The 17,778-nt window shown below is 68.8% G+C and carries 18 protein-coding genes and 1 pseudogene; 5 read left to right on the top strand and 14 right to left on the bottom strand.

All coding sequences use genetic code 11. From position 1 onward, the window contains the following. Positions 1-129: 129 nt before the first annotated feature. Together OHA64_RS31260 and OHA64_RS31255 are read right to left on the bottom strand one after the other, a co-directional pair. Positions 130-486 (bottom strand): hypothetical protein, encoded by a 357-nt coding sequence (locus OHA64_RS31260; protein WP_405618737.1) that lies wholly within the window; start codon positions 484-486, stop codon positions 130-132. 107 nt (positions 487-593) lie between these two features. Continuing rightward, positions 594-1,384, bottom strand: a protein-coding gene (locus OHA64_RS31255; protein ID WP_405624199.1) for an IS5 family transposase whose coding sequence is annotated in 2 segments (ribosomal slippage) — positions 594-1,069 and positions 1,069-1,384 — 792 coding nt in all. Because the reading frame shifts where the segments join, the coding sequence is not laid out codon by codon here. A gap of 106 nt (positions 1,385-1,490) precedes the next feature. On the opposite strand from OHA64_RS31255, the gene OHA64_RS31250 reads away from it, so the two are divergent. Continuing rightward, entirely contained in the window at positions 1,491-2,345 is an 855-nt protein-coding gene (locus OHA64_RS31250; RefSeq protein WP_405618735.1) for an immunity 49 family protein, read from the top strand. A gap of 18 nt (positions 2,346-2,363) precedes the next feature. On the opposite strand, the pseudogene OHA64_RS31245 reads toward OHA64_RS31250, so the two are convergent. Continuing rightward, a pseudogene (locus OHA64_RS31245) lies at positions 2,364-2,585 on the bottom strand (ATP-binding protein); the annotation flags it as partial. 137 nt (positions 2,586-2,722) lie between these two features. On the opposite strand from OHA64_RS31245, the gene OHA64_RS31240 reads away from it, so the two are divergent. After that, positions 2,723-3,580, top strand: coding sequence for an immunity 49 family protein (locus OHA64_RS31240; RefSeq protein ID WP_405618733.1), 858 nt, complete (start codon positions 2,723-2,725; stop codon positions 3,578-3,580). Between the two features lie 223 nt (positions 3,581-3,803). Here OHA64_RS31240 and OHA64_RS31235 read toward each other — a convergent pair whose 3' ends face one another. Both OHA64_RS31235 and OHA64_RS31230 read right to left on the bottom strand, forming a co-directional pair. Further along, a complete protein-coding gene (locus OHA64_RS31235) occupies positions 3,804-4,331 on the bottom strand; it encodes a hypothetical protein (RefSeq protein ID WP_405618731.1) in 528 nt (175 codons plus the stop codon). 20 nt (positions 4,332-4,351) lie between these two features. Beyond that, on the bottom strand, positions 4,352-4,765 hold the full coding sequence (locus OHA64_RS31230; RefSeq protein WP_405618729.1) for an ATP-binding protein: 414 nt from the start codon (positions 4,763-4,765) through the stop codon (positions 4,352-4,354). A gap of 266 nt (positions 4,766-5,031) precedes the next feature. Between OHA64_RS31230 and OHA64_RS31225 the strand changes: the two genes are divergently transcribed. Both OHA64_RS31225 and OHA64_RS31220 read left to right on the top strand, forming a co-directional pair. Then, positions 5,032-5,829 (top strand): helix-turn-helix transcriptional regulator, encoded by a 798-nt coding sequence (locus tag OHA64_RS31225; RefSeq protein WP_405624198.1) that lies wholly within the window; start codon positions 5,032-5,034, stop codon positions 5,827-5,829. 8 nt (positions 5,830-5,837) lie between these two features. Beyond that, the gene (locus OHA64_RS31220) at positions 5,838-6,062 is read left to right on the top strand and encodes a DUF397 domain-containing protein (protein ID WP_405618727.1); all 225 of its coding nucleotides are present in this window, start codon (positions 5,838-5,840) and stop codon (positions 6,060-6,062) included. Between the two features lie 42 nt (positions 6,063-6,104). On the opposite strand, the gene OHA64_RS31215 is transcribed toward OHA64_RS31220, so the two are convergent. From OHA64_RS31215 to OHA64_RS31180, 8 genes are all read right to left on the bottom strand, one after another. Next, complete coding sequence (locus tag OHA64_RS31215) at positions 6,105-8,729, bottom strand: SpoIIE family protein phosphatase (protein ID WP_405618725.1); 2,625 nt, start codon at positions 8,727-8,729, stop codon at positions 6,105-6,107. Positions 8,730-8,980: 251 nt separating this feature from the next. Further along, complete coding sequence (locus OHA64_RS31210; protein ID WP_405618723.1) at positions 8,981-9,388, bottom strand: ATP-binding protein; 408 nt, start codon at positions 9,386-9,388, stop codon at positions 8,981-8,983. A 120-nt stretch (positions 9,389-9,508) separates the two neighbouring features. Beyond that, a complete protein-coding gene (locus OHA64_RS31205) occupies positions 9,509-9,919 on the bottom strand; it encodes a (deoxy)nucleoside triphosphate pyrophosphohydrolase (protein WP_405618721.1) in 411 nt (136 codons plus the stop codon). 45 nt (positions 9,920-9,964) lie between these two features. Next, positions 9,965-10,156 carry an SPOR domain-containing protein gene (locus OHA64_RS31200; protein ID WP_405618719.1) on the bottom strand — a complete coding sequence of 64 codons (192 nt, stop codon included), beginning with the start codon at positions 10,154-10,156 and terminating at the stop codon, positions 9,965-9,967. Positions 10,157-10,545: 389 nt separating this feature from the next. Further along, positions 10,546-11,298 carry a GntR family transcriptional regulator gene (locus OHA64_RS31195; RefSeq protein WP_405618717.1) on the bottom strand — a complete coding sequence of 251 codons (753 nt, stop codon included), beginning with the start codon at positions 11,296-11,298 and terminating at the stop codon, positions 10,546-10,548. Between the two features lie 147 nt (positions 11,299-11,445). Continuing rightward, positions 11,446-12,654, bottom strand: a complete 1,209-nt coding sequence (locus OHA64_RS31190; protein WP_405618715.1) for a DUF4190 domain-containing protein — start codon at positions 12,652-12,654, stop codon at positions 11,446-11,448. A gap of 182 nt (positions 12,655-12,836) precedes the next feature. Next, positions 12,837-13,028, bottom strand: coding sequence for a CocE/NonD family hydrolase C-terminal non-catalytic domain-containing protein (locus OHA64_RS31185; RefSeq protein WP_405618713.1), 192 nt, complete (start codon positions 13,026-13,028; stop codon positions 12,837-12,839). Between the two features lie 233 nt (positions 13,029-13,261). Further along, complete coding sequence (locus OHA64_RS31180) at positions 13,262-14,779, bottom strand: MFS transporter (protein ID WP_405618711.1); 1,518 nt, start codon at positions 14,777-14,779, stop codon at positions 13,262-13,264. Positions 14,780-15,216: 437 nt separating this feature from the next. On the opposite strand from OHA64_RS31180, the gene OHA64_RS31175 reads away from it, so the two are divergent. Next, on the top strand, positions 15,217-15,822 hold the full coding sequence (locus OHA64_RS31175) for a TetR family transcriptional regulator (protein WP_405618709.1): 606 nt from the start codon (positions 15,217-15,219) through the stop codon (positions 15,820-15,822). A 79-nt stretch (positions 15,823-15,901) separates the two neighbouring features. On the opposite strand, the gene OHA64_RS31170 is transcribed toward OHA64_RS31175, so the two are convergent. After that, positions 15,902-17,320 carry an ATP-binding protein gene (locus tag OHA64_RS31170; RefSeq protein ID WP_405618707.1) on the bottom strand — a complete coding sequence of 473 codons (1,419 nt, stop codon included), beginning with the start codon at positions 17,318-17,320 and terminating at the stop codon, positions 15,902-15,904. Positions 17,321-17,778: the final 458 nt, after the last annotated feature.

Genomic DNA, 17,778 nt, shown 5'->3' with positions numbered 1-17,778 from the left:
TCGGTAGCACCGCCCCTCCAACTTCCCTAAGAGCTCGTAACACGATCTTCTGCGTTGACCGGGGTGCAGCCAAAGTGAAGCGGTCGAGAGATCTTCTAGTCGTGGAAGCTGGCGGAGTGGCCCTCTGCGCTACTCGCTCGGTCGCTTTCCGTAGTAGGGACTGACGGTCCGGGCCAGCTTCCGCTGGATCACCCGCAGCATCCTGATCGTCGCAGCATCGTCGTGTCCCGTGGTCGTTGACCATTCGACGCCCGAGCCGGCGAGGTCGCTGACGAAGACGATCTCTGTAGCCAGAAGTGTCCGTGCCCAGTCCGCTGCGCCGAGTAGGGCGTCTTCGCCAAGAGCCTTCCGGAGCCTTTGGCACTGGTCGAACAGATCCCGGGCGCCAGCGAACCCCATGCCGACGGCGAGTTGATCGCTGCAGTGTGCAGGGCCGCCCCACTCCAGGAGAGCACGAGTCAGCAGTTTGACCTCGTGCTCGGTCAACAGGTCGCTAGCTCTCACCATGTCTTGCGACACAGGTTCGCCCTTTCCCGTACTCCGCCGACGTGGCCGGGCCCGGTGCCTGGTCTGTACGCGAAGCCCTCGGGTGATCACGCTACCTGTCTCTTGAGTCGCCTCCAGCAGATGAGGCCGCATGCCAGCGAGACGAATGCGTCGTGCAGTTCAAGACGTCGCTCCCAACGGACAGCGAGGCGCTTGAACTGGTGGAGCAGGGCGAAGGTCTGCTCCACGACGTAGCGGAGCTTGCCCAGGCCCTTGATGTTCGGGGCGCCCTTGCGGGAGATCACCGGCATGATGCGCCGGCGTTGCAGCTCGCTCCGCACGGCTCGGGAGTCGTACGCCTTGTCGCCCAGGACGGATTCGGGGCGGCGTCGTGGACGGCCCGGACGTCCGGCCACCGGCGGGATGCCGTCGACCAAGTTGAGTGTCTGGGTGATGTCGTTGACATTGGCCGCGGTGGTGATGACGTGGAGCGGGATGCCGCGGCCGTCGCAGATCAGGTGGTGTTTGCTGCCCGTCTTCCGCCGGTCGACCGGTGACGGACCGGTTGCGGCACCCCCCTTTTCGCACGGACGTGGGACCCGTCCACGCATGCGCGAGTCCAGTCGAGCTTGCCGGACGCATGCAGCTCGGCGAGCAGGATCCGGTGCAACTGCTCAAAGACTCCAGCCTTCTGCCAGCGGTCCAGACGCCGCCAGCAGGTCTGCCCGGAGCCGAACCCCAGTTCCAGCGGCAGGAGTTGCCAGGCGACGTCCTGGTGCAGGACGTAGAGAATGCCCTGCAGACACAGCCGGTCCGGCACCGGTCTCGGCCCCGGTGAACCCTCCGGCCACGGCGGCAGCAACGGTTCGATCAGCGCCCACAAGTCGTCGTCTACAATCCACGGCCGAGTCGTCACACAGCACGAACGGTCGAATCATCACATCGGTCACGCCCGACCGGGGAACTTCAGCAAGATCCTGTTACGAGCTCTAAGGAGAAGCGCGTTGGTCTCGACCATTCCCCGCCACCCGTTTCCCACCGGGAACGCGGAAGAGGGCCTCGCCATACTCCAGCAGAACGCACAAGAACTGATAGACGGCCTGGAGGCCGACTCCACCAGCCTCGGTGATGCGTTGAGCACCACCCTCACGCTGGCGCAGGCGCACTGCCTGATGGACCCGCGGGGATCGATATTCCCTACCTGGGACGCGTGGGTCACGGCCATGCAGGTCGGATCGGCCGCGTTCGCCGCCGCGACCACGACCGAGGACCAGGTGTCGTGCCGCATCGCGCACAAGGACCGCACGCTCCAAGCCACCGGACCGCAGTGGTACGTACACCCCGGTAGTTGGCTCACTGCCTTCTACCTGGCCGTGGTGTGCCGGGAACGGGACCGGATCACGGCTCTGTGCCGCGTTCCCCTGTCCCTGCTCCGGGAGAACGGTGCGCAGTTCGATCAGTTCGAGTACGCCTGGATCGACACCCTCCAAACCTACTGGCTCGGTGGCCCCGGCCTCGGCTCCAAACTCGTGTCCGCCGTCGACGGCACGGAGGCGGAGACCGTCACCGACCGTGAGACGGCCGGCAAACTGCTGTACCCGCCGATGGAGATGTTCCACCGCCTCGTCCGCAAAGACGAGGCCGGCTTCAACAGGGCCCTCGCCGCCGCCCTTCAGTGGCACAAGGAGTACTGGACCGACGACGAGAGCCGAGCAGGCATGATCTCCAGTCTTGTCGCGCTCGCCCCGCTGGCCATCGCCTGCATGGCGCACGACTCGGGCCTCCCCGTCGAGGCGGAGTCGGAATACCTGCCCGCCACGCTCATCGGGCGCAACTGGTGCGGCGAGTTCCCCACGTAAGAGACAAGCTGCGCTGCTTCAAACCGCGGCGAGCTCGCACCACACGAACTTGCCCCGATTCCCCTGCCTGGCCAGCGGATGCCAGCCCCACAGATCCGAACAGGCCCGGACCAGCGCCAACCCCCGCCCCTCCTCCAGGTCGACCCCCTGCTCCCATGCCCTCGGTGGCTCCGGCGGCTCCGGGTCCGCGTCCCACGCCCCGATCCGCTCGATCAGATCGGCAGCCGCAAGCCGGACTTGCTCACGCCGAGCACGTTCCTCGGCCGTCAACCCACCCCGGGGTACCTCATCCTCCAGGCATAGCGCGGCCCACGACAGCCGTCACAACCCGCCTTGACCCTCACCGTTAAAGATCTCTAGAAGGAAGGACGCCAGTCGTGCTCTCTGTTCCGCGGCACGCCCTTGGCAGGGACGACATCCCGGGCCGCGAGCCCGTGCTCAGCCGAGGCATCGTCTGGGCTCTGGAGGATCTGCAGGAGTCCCCGATGGCGGTCAGAGTCGCCTTGTCCGACTCCCTGCTCCTGGCGCAGGAGCGAGCGGCGGCCGACCCCACGGCGGAGTGGCTGGAGACGTGGGAGGTGTGGGTGACCGCCATGCAGTCCGGTTCAGCAATGTTCGCCGCAGCGACCTCCCCCGAGGCGAGCACGGCGTGCCTCATCCACCACGAGGTACGGTCCGTTCCCGCCACGGGCCCGCAGCCGTGGGTTGATCCCGGGAACTGGCTCACCGTGTTCATGCTGTCGGTGATCTGCCGCGACAAGGAGCGGTTGGACGCCCTGTGCCAGGTTCCACTGTCCTTGCTGCGAGAGTCGGGCGCCGAGTACGACGCTTACGTCTATCCATGGGTGGAGGCGCTGCAAGCGTACTGGCGAGGCCGTCCGGAACTCGGCGAAAAGCTGGTCGAGGCGGCTCAAGGTCTTGCGCCCGAAGCGGCTCCGATTGCCGGGCCCGAGGCAATCACGAAGATCCTGTGGCCCGTCGTCGACCTGTTCCACCGGTTCGGCGCAGCTGACCACGAACAGTTCAACCAGTCCCTGGCCAACGCCCTCACCCTGCACAAGCAGCACTGGACCGCGGACGAGGACCGCGCCAACGACGTTCGGGGACTCGTCGCCGTCGGCCCGCTGGCCATGACGTGCCTGGCGTACGACGCGGGCTTCCCTGTTGAGGTCGAGTCGGACTACCTCCCCATGCATCTGCTCAAGGGGACCTGGGTAGGCGAATTTCCCACGTGACGCAGCCGAGTTGACAGCGCGGCACCGGTGTCAGCCCTCGGACGCGTACACCAAGAAGTCGGCAACGCGGCCGGAGTGACAGCGATCCGAGGGCCGTTGGCGTTCTTGGAGTCGCGGACGTGCACAGTGCCGTGGATCGAACCAGGCGCTTACCTCATGCAATACGTGGCAGATTTTCTTGATACAGGTCGGGGCACTCGCTGGACGGGGCAGGGGGCGTGATCTACGGCCACGCGATCTCGCCGTCTCGAACTACGAGCGGCTCGAACCGGTCTGATTCATAGAACCTGATCCAGCCCAGGTGGACCGTCCCTGCCTGGAGGCAATGCCGGTCATCCGCCTTGGTGGACAGCCAGGCAAGGAGTTCGCCAGTGACGTCGAACTGGTCAGGGTGGATCTCCTGTCGGACGGTCAGGGCCCACGCCCCGTTCACGGGGTCTTGCGGCCTCACCAGTACCGCGGTGAGTGCTCCGTTCACCTTCCGGGCGTCGCCGAGCTGCCCCAGAAGAGGTGCGGGATGGTCCTCGATGACAGGTTCGCCGGCGTCGCCCTCCACGACGATCGGGAACTTGGGAACGATGCGGAGGATCTCCGGCTTGGGCCCCAGGCCGAGGTGCCACCGAAACTCGGCGAGTTCCTCGTCGGACAGGTCTTCGCGCAGGTTCAGCACGATGGAGAGTTCGTAGATGTCAGCCATGGCGGCGACGCTATCGCCCGGGCAGAAGAACACGCGGCGCGACCCTGTGGCCACACTCCTAGCGCTACTTTCCGTCAGACCACCGCAAGTTCGCACCACACATACTTCCCCCGATTGCCGTGTCTCGCCAGCGGATGCCAGCCCCACACGTCGGCGCATGCCCGCACCAGCGCCAGCCCGCGCCCTTCCTCCCGTTCGGTGTCCTGATCCATCGGAGTCGGCGGCTCCGGCGGCTCCGGATCCGCGTCCCACGCACCGATCCGCAGCACCCCCGCCGCCCAGCGCACCCTGAGGGCAGCCGGCCCCTTGGTATGGCGTACGGCATTGGAGACCAACTCCGCCGCGAGCAGCTCCGCGACGTCCACCAGGCCGATCAGTCCGTGCATGGTGAGGATCAGACGGAGGGTGCGGCGACTGACGGTGACGGCTCGGAGGTCGTTCGGGATGTAGAGGCAGTACTCCCAGGGTTCGGCTTCGTTTTCGGGCATGCGTGAACTCCGTTCGGGTGGTGGGGGGTTGGAGCGGTAGACGGGCGGTGGCATTGCCGCAACCGTCATGGCGGGACGGGGCGGTGCGCTTCCGGTACCCCGGCATTCCGCAGCGTGTGCGTCGCGTCACTGACGGTAGATCTATATATAGAGATTCAGCAAGTCGATCGCGTAATCTGACGCCGAACGAGTCGTGCCTTTGGGCGCGTTGAACCTAGGAGCGATCGAGAACCTTGAGGCGTGAACCAACGGCCCGCCAGTTGCGTCTGGCGACCGAGCTGCGCAGACTGCGTGAAGCGGCAGGCCTCAACGCCCGTCAGGCAGCCGCGCTGCTCGGAGTGAGCCCCGCCCAGATCACTCATATCGAGTCCGGACTCGCGGGCGTCAGCGAGAAGCGGCTTCGCCGCCTCGCGTCCCACTACGCCTGCACGGACGACGAGTTGGTCGATGCCCTGACTGCGATGGCCACCTGCCGAACACGCGGCTGGTGGGAGGAGTACCGGGGGCTGCTGCCCACTTCATTCCTGGATCTGTCGGAGCTCGATCACCACGCCTCGTTCCGGCGCGACGTAGGCATCCTGTACGTACCCGGCCTGCTACAGACAGAGCACTACGCCCGAGCCGTTTTCTCCTCCAGAGTTCCCGAACTCACGACCGAAGAGCTTGAGTTGCGCGTTCGTCACCGCATGGCACGCCAGGAGATCACCTTCCCCTACGAGGCCGTGATCCACGAAGCGGCGCTACGCATCAGGGTCAGCGACCGCGCGGCCTCGCGGACTCAGCTCACCCGGCTCCTGGAGCTCTCCGAAACGGACCGCGTCACCCTGCGCGTCATCCCTTTCGACCTGGACAACTTCTCCAGAGCCTCAAGCACCATGACGTACGTGGGCGGTCCTCTGCCCAAGCTGGACACGGTGGTGCGTGACGCGCCTCACGGCTCGGTGTTCATCGATTCCGAAGCGCAGCTCAACGCCTACCGAGGGCGCTTCCGTAAAGTGGAAGCTGTATCACTTGAGCCCGAACGGTCGCGCGACTTCATCCACAAGCTGGCCAAGGAGCTGTGAGGCACCCCATGAAGACTCCCGACAACTGGCGGAAGTCGTCCTACTCCGGCGAGGGCGATGGCAACGACTGCGTCGAGATCGCCAACTCCCCCACCCACGTCGCCATCCGCGACACCAAGACCCCGGCGAGGGCAACCGTCACCGTCCCCGCCGGAGCCTTCACCACCTTCGTCGAGAACCTGAAGACGCCTGACACCACGGTCACCGACGGCCGCGCCGGCTCCCGAGGCTGAACCACCCCTTTCCCCGGAACCCGGCCGCCGCGCCCTCACCCGTCAGAACAGGCTGAGCAGCGCCTCCGCCGGGTCCGCCAGTGTGTGCTCCCCGTCCGGGAGCGGGAGTTCGAACCACACCGTCTTGCCGCGGGGCGTACGCCGGGAGCCCCAGGCCGCGCTGAGGAGGCCGACGAGTTGGAGGCCCCGGCCTCCCTCGTCGGTGTCGCGGGCACGGCGGCGGCGCGGCTGGACCAGGCCGGAGTCCCAGACCTCGCACACCAGGGTGCGGTCCAGCAGGAGACGCAGTCTGATCTCGCCCTCGCCGTACCGCAGGGCGTTCGTCACCAGTTCGCTGACCAGCAACTCCGTCGTGTCGACCAGGGGTTCCATGTCCCAGCGGAGCAGCTGGGCACGGGCGTACTCACGGGCCTTGCCCACACTGCGCGGCTCGCGCGGCAGTGTCCAGTCGCCGACCGAGTCGGCGGGCAGGCCCTGGACGCGGGCCATGAGCAGGGCGATGTCGTCCTCACCGTGGTGGGTGTCGAGGGTGTTGAGGACGTGGTCGCAGACGTCCTCCAGGGCGCTGGAGGGGTCGGTGATCGCGCCGACGAACGCCTGGAGGCCCTCGTCCAGGGGATGGTCGCGGCTCTCGACCAGTCCATCCGTGTAGAGCGCGAGAAGGGCGCCCTCGGGGAGGTCGACCTCGACCTCCTCGAACGGCTCGCCGCCGACGCCGAGCGGCATGCCGGGCGGCACGTCGAGCATGAGGGCCGCCTCGCCGGGCTCGACCAGCACGGGAGGCAGATGGCCCGCGTTGGCGAAGGTGCACCGGCGGGTCACCGAGTCGTAGACCGCGTAGACGCAGGTCGCGAGGTACACCTCGGACAGATCGGCCTCGCGGGGGCGGCGGGCGGCGCGGGTGGCCTGCTGGACTCCGCCCGGTGCCCCGAGGCCGCGCGCGATCTCGTCCAACGCGGAGAGCACCTCGGCCGGTTCCAGGTCCAGCAGCGCCAGCGTCCGGACGGCGGAACGCAGTTCGCCCATCGCGACCGCCGCGCGCAGCCCGCGGCCCATCACGTCGCCCACCACCAACGCCGTACGGTGGCCCGGCAGTTCGATGACGTCGAACCAGTCGCCGCCGACCTCGCTCGGCCGGTCGGAGGAGGAGTTGCCGGGCAGATAGCGGCAGGCGATGTCGAGGCCCGAGGCGACCGGGTCGCCGGGGGGCAGCAAGGACCGCTGCAGCATCAACGCCCGCTCGTGCTCGCGCCGGTACAGGCGCGCGTTGTCGATGCAGACGGCCGCGCGGGCCGCCAACTCCACCGCCAGGTCCCGGTCCCGGTCGCCGAACGGTTCGCTGCCCTTGGTCCGCGAGAACTGTGCCAGGCCGACGACGGTGTCGTGCGCGACCATCGGCACGGCGAGCGTCGACTGGACGAGGCCGCCCTCCTCGGCGGGGATGTATTGCGGCTTGGCCGTGCGCAGGGCGTCCGCGCAGAGCGAGTTGAAGGGGAAGTGGTGGACCGCGCCGAGCTCGACGGGCTCGCCGGAGCCGACGAAGGGCGCGTCGGAGACGGCGCTGGCGAAGGCGACCCGGCGCAGTTCGGCGCTGCCGTCGGCGAGGCCGGGCGGGGTCTCGTCGCCGGCCAGCAGCCCTTGGTACAGGTCGACGGTGGCGAGGTCGCAGAAGCCGGGGACGACGACGTCGAGGAGTTCGCGGGCGGTGGTCTCCAGGTCGAGGGAGTTCCCTATGCGGGCACCTGCCTCGTTCAGGAGGGCGAGGTTCCGTCGGGCGGCGGCGGCCTCACGGGCGGCGGCCCGGCGGGCGGTGATGTCGAGTCCGAGCCAGGCGATACCGATGGGGCGGCCGGAGCCGCTGTGCACCCGGTAGAGGTTGATGGACCAGTGGCGGCGCTCGTCGGAGCCCGGCACGAAGCCCGTGACGTGCATGTCCGTGATGGAGTTGCCGGTTTCCAGCACCCGGCGCAGCGTCGCGGCGACCCGCTCGGCCTCGGAGCGCTGGAGGTAGTCGTGGACGCCGCGGCCTCGGTGGTCGTCAGGGGTGCCGCCGAAGGTGTTGGCGAACTGCTGGTTGGCGCGGCGCACCCGCAGATCGGTGTCGATGAGCAGGAAACCGAAAGGAGATTGGCCGAATATTGACTGCGAAGCGGCGAGGTCGGTCTCGATGCTACGCAGAGTGCGCACGTCCACGACGATGCAGACGGCGGCCTTCTCACCGTCCTCGGTGCGCGTCGGCATGACGTAGACCTCGGCGAGGCCCTGCCGACCGGGCTCCCCGGACGTGGCCGGCGCCCGGAAGGGGACCACTCCGGTCCACTCCCGGCCGTCGAGGATCTCCGCCATCTTGCGCTGGCCCCGCTCACGCAGATCGGGGTCGACGAACGCCTCGATGGGATCCATGCCCACGGCCCGCGCGGCCGGGATGCCGAAGAGCTGCTCGGCGCGCAGGCTCCATTGGTCGACCAGCCCGCCGGGGCCGATGGAGAACGAGGCGACCTTGATGTAGTCGTAGATCGAGCCGGGCGGACTGCTCTGCCACATGGCGTCACCGGGCGGCGGCACCTCGCCCGGCACGGTCTGAGCCACGGCGTCAGCCGCAGCCCCGTCCCCCGCGCGGTCCGCCGGGTCCTCGGACCCGGTGGCCTTCGCTGGTATCTCGCTCACGCGAACCGTCCCCTCCAGCTCACCGCGTCCGGCACCAGTCACCGGCAGCGGCTGCCCGCAGTATCCAGCACTACGGCGCCGCACAACACGGTGTTCACGATCACAGCGCGGTCCCGATGGTTTTCGGTCCGGACCGCGCCAACACCAACAGTCTTCTAACCAGCGGACACCTCGTCGAACCACTCCCGTCAACAACCGTCACCGGCCTGAACCAGTCCATGGACAACGCGGCCCCCGACGTACACCCCGGATCACCCGGGCACGGCGAGTTCGAACCACACCGTCTTGCCCATGTCGCCGGGCCGGGTACCCCAGCGACTCGAGGAACGCGCGACCAGGAGCAGGCCCCTGCCGCTCTCGTCCTCGGGGCGGGCGATCCGTTGGCGGGGCGGGTCCGGGAGCGGGTCGGAGACCTCCACCAGCAGGACACCGCCGAGGTGGGCGGGCCGCACCAGCCGTACCCCGATGGGGCCGGTGGCGTGCCGCAGGGAGTTGGTGACCAGTTCGCTGACGAGCAGGGCGGCCAGGTCGGCGAGGCTGTCGAGGTCCCACTCGCGCAGGAGGCCGCGGACGGCGGCACGGGCCGCTCGCACGGCGTCCGGTTCCGCGGGGAAGGTCCACTCGGCCCAGTCGCCTTCGGTGTCGATCACGCCGATCACATCCCGGGGCCGACCAGCTCACCCATGTCCGTTTTCATGGGGTTAATGGGCACATACCCGGTATCAAGTAGCCAGTACCGCACCTGACGGCGCACTGTGGCACAAACGGCGTACGCGTGATCAGCGCGCGCGGCTGTCGAGCAGCGCGATCGTCGCGCGCACCGCGGGAACGTCCTGCTCCAGCCAGTCCACGTCCCACAACTCGTCAGGGGTCAGCCAGCGCAGTTCGTCATGGTCCTGGAGGGGTCGGGGCCCACCGGAGCCGGGGAGCAGTCGGGCGGTCCACACCTGGAGGACGTACGGCACCTTCAGGGGCCACTCCCCCGGCACCCGCTCGACGGGCTCGGCGGCGATGCCGAGTTCCTCGCGCAGTTCCCGTACCAGGGCCGCCTCGGGCGTCTCTCCCCGCTCCACCTTGCCGCCGGGCAACTCCCAGCGGCCGGCCAGCTCCTCGGGCGCGCTGCGACGTGCGGCGAGGAGGCGGCCGCCGTCGAGGAGGGCGGCCCCCACCACCACGATCCGTTCCGTCATGCGCCGGAGCCTACGGGAGGGCAGGCGGGCCGGCGCGGGGCGGGATCAGTCGGCCGAGCTCGTTCCGTTCGGGCCGATGCGCTCGACCCAGTAGAGCTGTTTGTGGCCGCGACCGTCGAGACTGTCCGCGATCTTCTGGGCCTCGACCCGGGTCGCGTACCTGCCGACGCGATAGCGATTGCCGCTGTCGTCCTGCCGTATGACAAGCCAGGGAAGAGTGATCGTGCCGTCGTTCATCGCGCCCCTCCGCTTCCCGCCCGCCGCCTGCGCCGCGCCCCACCCGATAAGGAAACCGCATTCCGCATATGCCCGAGCCTACGCCCAACCTTTACGCAGCGAACACGGCTTTTCACAAAGAGGTACGCAACCAGCCATGACGGACCGACAGCCGCCGGGGCGCACTTCACCGAACGCGCCCCTGGTCCCTCCCGCTGCCTCCGGTCGGCGGCGCGGCCGACGCCCCCGCGCCGACCTGCGAGAACGGCTGGATCCCAACCTCCCGCGCAGCCGCTTCGGTTGGGTGTTCGCCCGAGGCAACTGCCAGGAGGGCGTGCGCCGTTCCTCAGGGAACGTGCGCCATCTCACTTCCGGTCGGCCTGCGGGGCACGCTCCACTCCCGGGGCGCGCTACTTCACTGGCAGGTGGTACGCGACCTGGTAGCGGTCGGCGGGGATGACCAGGTCGGCCGTCTCCACCGGGCGGCCCGAGGCGTAGTACGTGCGCTGGACGACCAGGACGACATGGCCGGGGACACCCCCGAGGGCGAGCAGTTCCTCCGCGAGGCCGGGGCGGGCGCCGACCTCCTCGGTGACGTTGTCCACGACGACGTCGATGGCGGCCATGCGCTCGACGACACCCATGCCGCCGAGGGGCCCCTCCTCGGGGAGCATCACGGGTGTGCGGCCGGTGACGGCGAGGGGCTCCCAGGAGGTCGAGAGCATCATCGCCTCGCCGGCCTCCCGGAAGACGTACGTCGTGCGCATCACGCGGTCGCCGGGCGCGAGCGCGAGCCGCTCGGCGACCGCGCCGCTCGCCTCGGCCTGCTCGCTGCTGGACTCCCAGGTGCCGTGCGCCTCGCCGTCGGCCTGCTCCTGCCGGAAGGGGGTGGCACCGCCGGCCGGGCGGTATCCGGAGCGGGCGATACGGCGGGGAACCAGCCGCTCGCGCACATACGTCCCGGAGCCGGAGCGGCCTTCGACCAGCCCCTCGGCCATCAGCACCTTGCGCGCTTCGAGCGCGACGGTGTCCGAGACGCCGTACTCCTCGCGGATTCTGGCCTGGGACGGGAGGCGGGTGTGCGGTGGCAGCGAACCGTCGACGATCTTCTGGCGGAGATCCCCCGCTACACGCAGATACGCCGGCTGCTCACCGAATGTCACTGGCCGCTCCCGTCAGGTTGTACAGACAGCAACAGCGTGGCAACCGTAGGTTGTCCGATGCAAGCAAAGGCCAGAGAATCACTCGATGTGATGACATGTTCTCGGGAGGGCCTTTACGCAGGCACTTTCTCCCCGCTATAGGCGACGTCACACATCGAGTCCGGAGTCGCCTCCGCCGTCCCCCTCGCCGCCGCCCTCGCCTACGCCGCCTCCGTCGTACGACGGCGGGGTGGCGGCCAGCCCCAGAGCCTCGCGGGTGGTGACGGACCGGTCGGGGTCCTCCAGGCGGATCGCGTCGTCGTAGTGCTCGTAGTAGGCGTCCACGTCCTCGGCGCCGGCTGCCTCGGCCCACGGCTTCTCCAGGGCCTCCAGCTCCTTCGCCAGGGCCTCTACCGGCTTCTTCGCGTCGGCGGGCCATGTGTGGCCACGCAGCAGGCCGACCTCCTCGGTGAGCGCGTCGGACACCTTGGCGGCCCACTCGGTGTGGGCGGCCAGGTCGTCCTCCGGGGTGCCCAGGGGCACCGAGTCCAGGGCGGCGTCCTGGAGGTTGGCCGCCTTCAGGTAGGCGATCTGGTCGGCGTCGAGAGTCGTCCCGTCGTTGCGCAGCGAGCCGCCCTCGAGGCTGCCCCGCTCGTCGGTGTTGCCGAACGCGCAGGTGATCTCGCGGTCGCCGATACGCCAGCTCTCGGCGGACGGGACGACGAAGTACACGTCCACGTCGTCCGGTACGGCCCAGGTGTCCATGGCGTACGACGACCGGAGGGGGTAGCACTTCTCCTCGGCGGTGTCGGTGACCTCGTCGTCGCCGGGGAACCGGCCGCCCGGCAGCTTGACGACGGCGAAGACCTCCCCGTCGTGGCGGTCGGCGCAGGGCACCTCGTCGAGGTCGTAGAACGAGCCCCGTAGACCGTCGGGCGCGTCGAAGCACTCGCCGCGCGAGAGCGAACCGTTGTCCCGCGCACCCTCCTTGATGCCCTCCCAGGCATCGGAGAGCCCTCCGGTGGCGAGCGCCACGACCCACAGCACGAGCCCGAGGGACGACAGCACGGAACCGGTGACGGCCATGCTCCGCCCGCGCTCCCCCTTCCGCCGGATCTGCCCGAGCGCGACCAGCCCCAGCACCAGCCCCACCGCCGGCACGCAGCACAGGACGCCGAGCACGAGCGAGGCGACGGCGAGGGCGTTGACGGGCGCCGGCCGCGCGTACGGGCTGTAGCCCTGCCCCCAGGTCTGGTAGGGCGGTGCCCCATACGGTCCGTACGGCCCCGGCACCGGCCCCGGCGGGTACTGGCCCTGCGGGTACGGCCCTTGGGGTTCCTGCGGCTGCGGGGCCCCAGGGGGCGGGGGTATGGACACGGGTACCGTGCTCCTGGTTCGGGCGGGGTGCCGGGACGGCGACCGTACGGAACGGGCGTACGGAACTGACGTACGACACAGCGCATGGTAAGCACGGGGCGACGGCAGTGGAACGCCGGTGCCGAGCGCGACGATCCGGACGGCCCACGGCTATCAGAGGCTGAGGTGGCCGACGCCTTCCCTCAGGGTCGAGGACAGACAGGGTCAGCCAGGAACAGGTTCGCCGTGTCCGGCGCCCCCACCGTGATCTCGTACGTCTTCCCCGGCGTCATCAGCTCCGGATCGCTGAAGGAGTCGCGGTAGCGGCAGCGCAGGATGCCGTCGGTGATGCCTGGACAGCAAATGCGCCCGCGTACGAGCCCGGGTACAGGCACTGCCGCTTCCCGAGGCCCTGGCCTCGCTCAGCCCGAACGCCGTTGTCCGGCACAACCCGCCGGCTGTCGTCTTCGACAAGCTGCAGTCCCTCAGAACCGACCCGGGGGGTCGTCGCTGTGGCAAGCGGACGGTGCCGTGGAGCCGGGATCACGCGACGGGCCGGACACCGCTCCACGGTCTACGAGACGTGAGGTCCCGTCCACCGCTGGTTTCGACCACGCGATCGACGCGACTACGCGACCGACACGGATTCCGACTCGGGCGGTTGCGCCCCGGATGCGCTGGTGGAGCGGCTCTTGGTGGTGACCGCCGACAGGAGGAGACCGACGACCGCGATTCCGGCGCAGACGACCAGGAGCAGGTCCATGCCGCTCACGAAGGCCGTCTGGACGTGGTGGAGCATCGATGCGTCGCTGAGCGAATCGGCCTCGGCCACGCCGGACCCGACGCCGTCGGAGATCGGCCGGCGGTTGAGGGGGCCGAGTTCGGAGTGGTACCGCGTGGACAGCACCGTGCCGAGCACGGCCACCCCGGTGGTGCCGGCAGCCTGGCGCAGGGCCGACAGCAGGGCCGATCCCGCGCCCGCCCGCTCAGGGGTGAGCGCGCCCACGGCCAGCGCCATGGATGTGGGCAGTACCAGGCCGATACCGAGGCCGACGACGGCCATCCAGGCGGCGACGAACCCGTACGAAGTGCCGATGCCGGTCAGCGAGCCGAGTCCCATCCCGACCGCGAGGACGGCGAAGCCGATCATCAGGGTCGCCTTGAGACCGATCTTGTCGCGCAAACCCTCCAGGAAGTTCGAGGCCACCAGCAGACCACCGATCATCGGGAGCATGCGCAGACCGCTGCCGAGCGAATCGACGCCGAGCACGGACTGGAAGTACAGCGGGATGGTGAAGAACAGGCCGAACATCGCGAAGGCGTTGATCAGTTGGTAGACGGTACCCATGCGGAATCCGCGATCCCCGAACAGGCTGAGGTCCGCGAGGGCGTGTTCCCTGGTCCGTTCCCAGGCGACAAAGCCCGCGATCAGGGCGAGGCCCGCCACCAAGGTGCCCCAGGCGGTGCCGTCACCCCAGCCTTCGTCGCCGAATCGGATCAAACCGTAAGTGAGACCCACCAGTCCGGCCGCCGAGAGCGCCACGCTGACCGGGTCGATGGGCCGACGGACCCGGCTGCGGGATTCCGGCATCCACAGGCCCACCGCGAGCGCGCCGACGATGACGGTCGGGATGTTCACCAAGAACACCGAGCCCCACCAGAAGTGATTGAGCAGCAGGCCACCGACGATGGGGCCCAGCGGCATTCCGAGGGTCACCGCCGTGATCCACACGGTGGTGGCCCGTCCGCGTTCCGCCGGGTCGGGGAACAACACCGGGATCATTCCCATCGACAAGGACATCAGCGCTGCCGCCGCGACACCGAGAAGCACGCGGGCCGCGATCAGCTCGCCGGACGACGAGGCGAACGCGCACCAGATGGAGGCCCCGCCGAAGAGCACCAGGGCGCCGAACACGACCTTCTTCCGCCCGATCCGGTCGCCGAGCGCACCGGCGGGCAGCATCACGCCCGCCAGCGTCAGCGTGTACGCGGTGCTGAACCACTGCAGGGCCGCGGTGCCTGCGTGCAAGTCACGGGCGAGCGTGGGCAGGGCGATGTTGAGCACCGTCATGTCGAGCCCGACGGTCAGCATCGCGAGCGCCAATGCGCCGAGGGCCAGCCATCGGCGCGCAGCCGTCACTTCCATGAACTCTCCTCAAATTTCGAAGTCCCTTCGATTTCAGAGTAGATATGACATTGCTGTGCATGTCAATAACGAGTCGCTCCACTTCTGCACTCGGTCCTGAGTGAGGTGGCCGCAGAGCTCGCTGTCTGGTGACGCCGCAGGTCATGGAGGTGCGAACGGGTGCGACGAAGCCCCGTCAAGGTGCCGAGGATGGGCGCGGTGGCGGCATGGCCAGGCCACGCGGGTGGGGAATCCCAACCCGGCATGTACGCTCGATCAGCGGACAAGCGCGCCTGATTCCGCGCGGAGTACGATGTGGACACTCGCATCTCTGCAGGTCGGAGGCGCCTTCCCAACGCCAGGGAGCCTGCTTGCCCCCTTCACTGAGGAGTCAGGGCCGATCAGGGTTGTCGCCTGACAATGAAGCGAGACGTCCCTCAGTACGAAAGGTTGTCCGAGTGGCGGGGCTGCGAGAGCGGAAGAAGGCGCAGACACGGAAGCGCCTGGCGGACACTGCGTTCACCCTGTTTCGAGAGCGCGGATTCGAGAACGTGACCGTCGCGGAGATCGCCGACGCGGCGGAAGTGGCCATGAGCACACTGTTCGCCTACTTCCCCTGCAAGGAGGCGCTGGTCTTCGACGCCGAGGACGAGTACGAGCGCGCATTGACGGCCGCGGTCCGCGACCGCGCCGCCGGCGTCTCGATGCTGGACGCGCTCGAGGCGCACCTGGTGCCTGCGGCACAGCCGACGCCGGACGGCCCGTCCGGCGAGGACTTCGTCGAACTCGTCAAATCCACACCGGCGTTGCTGGAGTACGCCGGCCGGGCGATGCGGCACTGGGAGGCCAGCCTTGCCGCCACCATCGCGCAGGAGGCCGGAGTCCCGGAGGACGACCTGCTCGCGACGACTCTCGCCCGCTTCGTTCTGGACGCCAACTTCCTTGCCACATACGGAGATCACTCGCCGGAAGACCTGAAGGCGGTCTTCGAGCGGTTGCGGTACGGCTGGGGGGATTTCGGTGCCACGACCGACCGGAACCCCACCTCCGTCGCCGCGGAGTAGGACGCCCGAGGTACTTCTCCGCAACATCTGCGGACTGACCGCGCTCGCCGACCCCCACGCCTCGCCTGCGATCCGCCACTCACAGCGGCCAGGCGGTCAACAAGTCGCCGGGGCCGTAGGTGGCATCGAGCCCCGGACAGTCGACGCCGCTGCGCGAGACCGCCACGACTGGAACGGGTTCGCCGGTGAGGGCGGCCCGGTGTCGATGGAGAGCTGCCAGGTCGTGCCGGTCGAAGGGCGACTGCTCCAACCACTTGATGGAGCCGACGAAGAACAACTCCTTGGCGATGGGGGCGCGGTCGGCGCCGACGACATCGATCTCGACGTCGTTGGTGCGGGTCCAGTAGCCGCCCACTGCGGCGGCCGCGGGCAACCGGTCGTCGGGCAGTATCCGGGCCAGGGCCTCGCGGACAAGGGGCTCGACGGCCCGGCCGCGCCAGCTGGTCCAGTTCTCCCGGACACGCGCCAAGGTCAGATCGCCCCGCCCCCGCTCGATCTCCTCCATGGAGGGGCCCAGCAGGTGCAGCCAAAACCGCAAGTAGGGATCCATTACCCGGTACCGGCGATCCTTCGACGGACGCAGCGATACGGGCAGCTCGGCAGCGACGATCCGCTTGTCTGTCAGCAGCTCCAGCGCTCGCTGCAGCGGCGTGGCCCCGATTCCGCCGGCTGCACGGGCGATGTTGGTGAAGGTCCGCTCGCCACTGCCGATAGCCGCCAGCACCGTACGCGCCTGAGCCTGCGGGGGGAATTCGGCAGCCAGCGAGCGCTCGGCCGACACCAGCAGGGCGGAGACCGGGTCACTCAGCGCCTCACCGAGGAAGTCCCACAGTCCTGCGCCCCGCGGCCACTCCGCGCAGATCAGCGGCAGCCCGCCGGTGACCAGCGCGGCATCGAAGGCTTCCGCCGGGTCCAGTCCCAGCATCCGGCCCACCTCGGCGGGGTTCAGCGGCCCGAGCACCATCTCCCGGCCGCGCTGATGGAAGGGGCGTCCGTAGCTGTTCAGTGCCTCCATCATCGACAGATCGGAGCCGATGAGGACCAGCAGCACCGGCTTGGTCTCCAGCGCCCGGTCCCAGGCCCGTTGCAGCATTCCCTCGAAGGCGCCATCGCCATCCATCAGGTACGGCACCTCATCGATGACCAGGACGCTCGCCCGATCGGCGGGCAGCGCCGCAGCCAGCACATCGAACGCGGCGTCCCAGCTCTCCGGCCGCGCGGCGGCCACCAGCCCCGCCAACGGCAGCGTCGACGCCTGGGCGTCCCGGGCCAGCCGCGCCAGGTCATCCCTGGGGGACGCACCGGTCGCCGCGTAGAACAAGAACGGGGCTCCGGAGCGCTCCGCGAACCGCTCGACCAGCCGTGACTTGCCCACCCGGCGCCGCCCCCGCAACATCACGCACCGGCCGGGTCGCTCGCCGCCAACCCCTGCCGCCACCTTCTGCAGCTCTCGCTCCAGCGTCGCCAGCTCCTGCCGACGGCCTACAAAGTCCACCATGTCCGCCGACCCCCACGCATGATACTAACGACAACGTTACTAACATAGACATTAGTAGGCAGCCTCGCCAGTTGTCGCTCATGATCACCGGTAGGGCCGACCAGGAGTAATGAAAGGTGACGACGGGCCAGGTGTCCCAGCACCATCCCAGCACGGGAAGAAAACCAGGGGCCCGACCTCAAAGGGTCGGACCCCTTCTGAACCGGGCGTTCGCCAGATCAGTGACGTGGTGGTGTGGCACTCACTACACGTTGAAGCGGAACGTCCACTACAACGCTCCCACCTGCGAAAACGGGCAGCCGAGAGATCCAGGTCAGCACAGAACCAGCACGGGCCGAACATGTCAGCGTCGAACACGTCAGTGCCCACATAGCTTGCGCGCAGATACCTCGCCTACCCCGAGGGCCGACCCGCAGTGGCGAACGGCTCGGGCCGCCAGGCGTTCTGATGGCGTTCCG

It is taken from the genome of Streptomyces sp. NBC_00076 (assembly GCF_045041235.1).
In the GTDB taxonomy this organism is placed as follows: domain Bacteria; phylum Actinomycetota; class Actinomycetes; order Streptomycetales; family Streptomycetaceae; genus Streptomyces.
The sequence above is the reverse complement of the archived record's forward strand: the minus strand, read 5'-3'. Positions and strand labels throughout refer to the sequence as shown.